The sequence below is a fragment of the uncultured Romboutsia sp. genome (assembly GCF_958366745.1).
Lineage (GTDB): Bacteria > Bacillota > Clostridia > Peptostreptococcales > Peptostreptococcaceae > Romboutsia > Romboutsia timonensis.
The window spans coordinates 1-3058 of record NZ_CATXCO010000253.1 but is presented as its reverse complement, the minus strand read 5'-3'; the positions used below and the strand labels follow the sequence as shown (position 1 = coordinate 3058).

4 protein-coding genes are annotated in these 3058 nt (G+C 24.9%); all 4 read left to right on the top strand.

The genetic code is table 11. The features are described 5' to 3' along the window. The first annotated feature begins 158 nt into the window (after positions 1-158). The 4 genes from Q5F54_RS12265 to trxA all read left to right on the top strand — a co-directional run bounded on the left by Q5F54_RS12265 (position 159) and on the right by trxA (position 2964). Positions 159-338: a hypothetical protein gene (locus Q5F54_RS12265; RefSeq protein WP_277232644.1), complete on the top strand. Its 180-nt coding sequence runs from the start codon at positions 159-161 to the stop codon at positions 336-338. A gap of 284 nt (positions 339-622) precedes the next feature. Then, on the top strand, positions 623-1291 hold the full coding sequence (locus Q5F54_RS12260) for a response regulator transcription factor (RefSeq protein WP_071119888.1): 669 nt from the start codon (positions 623-625) through the stop codon (positions 1289-1291). Further along, entirely contained in the window at positions 1281-2522 is a 1242-nt protein-coding gene (locus Q5F54_RS12255) for a cell wall metabolism sensor histidine kinase WalK (protein ID WP_288525889.1), read from the top strand. The genes Q5F54_RS12260 and Q5F54_RS12255 overlap by 11 nt, the downstream gene beginning before the upstream one ends. Before the next feature lie 124 nt (positions 2523-2646). Next, a complete protein-coding gene (gene trxA / locus Q5F54_RS12250) occupies positions 2647-2964 on the top strand; it encodes a thioredoxin (protein ID WP_071119890.1) in 318 nt (105 codons plus the stop codon). The last annotated feature ends 94 nt before the right edge of the window (positions 2965-3058 follow it).

Below are 3058 nucleotides of genomic sequence, written 5' to 3'. Positions count from 1 at the left end.
AGTTATGATGATATAAAAGAAAAAGCAAACATAAATATAGACCTTAAATTACATAAAGCAAGTATAAGTGGTTAGTATTGAATTAATATAACAAGGGGAATATGAATAAATCATATATATATTACTAATACTAAATATAATTTAAGGTGGTGATAACTATGGATAGAGATAATAATTTAAATCAAATTGACGTAGATTTTGAAAAAATTAATGCTACTTTAGCTGACCCAAATTTTGCGAATTGGTACTATCATCAAGTTACAGATAATGTTGATGGTAATGAGGAATTTAATATAGAAAATTTCGTAAACATAATTAACAATTATAAATTAAATTAATTAAGTAAGAAATAAAATATGGAAAAAATAAAACTTCTAGGATATAGGTACTAAGTAAAATTAGCTAGTTATATTCTAGAAGTTTTTTATTTACTAGAATTTTATGATAAAGTAGTATTAATATATGTAGAAAAGTAAAAAAATATATTTTTAAGTAAGGATATATCGTTGGCTAAATGAAGTATTTATCCGACACGTCGCTCGAGCGAAACGAATTTTTATTTAAAATAAATAATTATATTGTATAATTTATATTAAATAAAGTGTTAAAAAAGGAGCAGAGTATGAAGATATTAGTAGTAGAAGATAATATAAAAATATTAAAGAGTATATGTGATGAACTTGATAATCATTTTGATACATATAAATGTAGCGATGGAGAAGATGCACTATACCAAATTAACCAAAATATATATGATTTAATAATATTAGATATAATGATTCCTGGAATCAATGGACTAGATATATTAAAAAGTATTAGAAAAAATATAGAAACACCAGTACTTATATTAACTGCAAAAGAAGAATTAGATGATAAAGTAAAGGCTTTTGAAATAGGTGCAAACGATTATTTAACAAAACCTTTTTATATGGAAGAGTTAGTGGCTAGGGTATATGCAATACTAAGAACTACTGGAAAGTTAAAAAATAAAAATGTATTACAATTTAAGGACTTACACGTAGATATAAATGAAAAAAGGGTATTTATAAATGATTGTGAAATAGAGCTTCAAAATAAGCAGTTTAATTTATTAGAATATTTCCTATTAAACAAAGGGTGTATATTATTAAAAGAACAAATTTATGATAGGATATGGGGTCTTGATTCAGATTCTACTATAGAAATAGTAGAAGTTTATGTTAGTAACTTAAGAAAAAAGTTAAGTAAATTTGGGTATGACAAATATATAAAAACTAAACGTAAGGTAGGATATATTTTTGATGATAAATAAAAAGGTATTTAATAAAACTAAATCCAGTCTTATAAAGATTAACATAGTAGTAGTGCTTAGTTTTTTAATCTTATTTTCTATATTTATATATACATATTTTAAAGGAGTTACATATAAGAGCATAGATAATAAACTAAATAATGAATTAGAATCTATAGCTATACAACTTACTAGGCAGTCTATGATTTATCCAGTTACAAAATATCCAAGTAATATGATTTATATATATAAAAGAGATAGAGTAATGTATTACACTCCTCAAAATGGTTATTTTAGTGATGTATTACCAAACCGGTATACTAATAAATTAAATGATATATTTACATTTAGTGAAAATGGATATACTTTTAGAGAATTAAACGTAGAAATAGATGAATATCAGATTCAAATAATTAGAAATATTGACTCTGAGATAAGTTCTCTTAGACAGCTTATATTTGTATTTATAATAGGTATATTAATATCACTTATTATAACTTATTATTTAGCAGTATATTTGACTAAAAAAGCATTAATACCTATAGAGACTGCTTGGAATAATCAAGCTAAATTTATACAAGATGCTTCTCATGAACTTAGAACACCAATATCAATAATTTCATCTAAATTAGAACGTATGTTAAAACATCCAAATAGTACTATAAGTGATGAGGTTGAAACTATAGCAGATGCTATGAGTGAGATAAGAAGGAGTAAAAAAATGATAAGCGATTTGTTATCCTTAACTAAAGAAGAAGCTATAACTAAGCTTAACATAACTGAAGTAAATATAAAAAATTTTATAAAAGATATATGTGTTGATTATGTTGATATAGCAGATATACAAGAAAAAAGATTTGAGATGAATTTTAATTTGAAAAATGAAACTATATTTACAGATGAAAATAAATTAAGACAACTTCTTCTTATATTTATAGATAATGCTTTTAAATATACCAAAGAAAATGATTTTATAGCTATAAATATAAATCAAAAAGACAATGTTTATACAGAGATTTTTATAATAGATAGTGGAGTAGGAATAAAACAAGAGGATATACCGTATATATTTGATAGATTTTTTAGAAGTGAAAATGTAAGAGATAAAGATATAGAGGGATCTGGAATTGGATTATCTATTGCTAAGATGATAGCTATAAATTTAGGTGCAGAGATATCTGTGAAATGTGAAAATAACAAAACAGAGTTTAAGATAATCATACAAAATAATAAGTGCGACAAAATAACATAAAGTAAAAAAATGCTAAAAAAGGGTGGTTTAATGATTGCAACTTGGGTATAATTTGAATATACTAATAATATTAAAATAAATACACATAATAAATAAAGTAATTAAATATTAGGAGGGAATATCCATGGCTAAAATAATAAATACATCTCAATTTAGAGGAAGCGTTGAAGAAAATCAAGGGGTAGTTGTAGTAGACTTCTTTGCAACTTGGTGTGGACCATGTAAAATGTTAGCACCTGTATTTGAACAAGCAGGGGAAGAAATGAAAAATGATGCAACATTCTTAAAAGTTGATATAGATCAAAGTTTAGAATTAGCACAACAATTTAGAATATCTACTGTACCTACAATGATGATATTTAAAGATGGTAAGCCGGTAGAAACATTAGTTGGATTTATGCCAAAGGAAAGAATAGTTCAAAAAGTTAAATCACATTTATAAAAATTAAGGTGGTATAAAAATGAGATATGACATAGCTATAGTGGGAAGTGGTCCTGCAGGGCTTTTCTGCGGATGGTATCTTGCGAAGGCCGGA

Excerpts from the sequence above, each read along its gene's own strand:
- Q5F54_RS12265 (WP_277232644.1), top strand. The coding sequence starts at position 159 with ATGGATAGAGATAATAATTTAAATCAAATTGACGTAGATTTTGAAAAA.
- Q5F54_RS12260 (WP_071119888.1), top strand. The coding sequence starts at position 623 with ATGAAGATATTAGTAGTAGAAGATAATATAAAAATATTAAAGAGTATA.
- Q5F54_RS12255 (WP_288525889.1), top strand. The coding sequence starts at position 1,281 with ATGATAAATAAAAAGGTATTTAATAAAACTAAATCCAGTCTTATAAAG.
- trxA (WP_071119890.1), top strand. The coding sequence starts at position 2,647 with ATGGCTAAAATAATAAATACATCTCAATTTAGAGGAAGCGTTGAAGAA.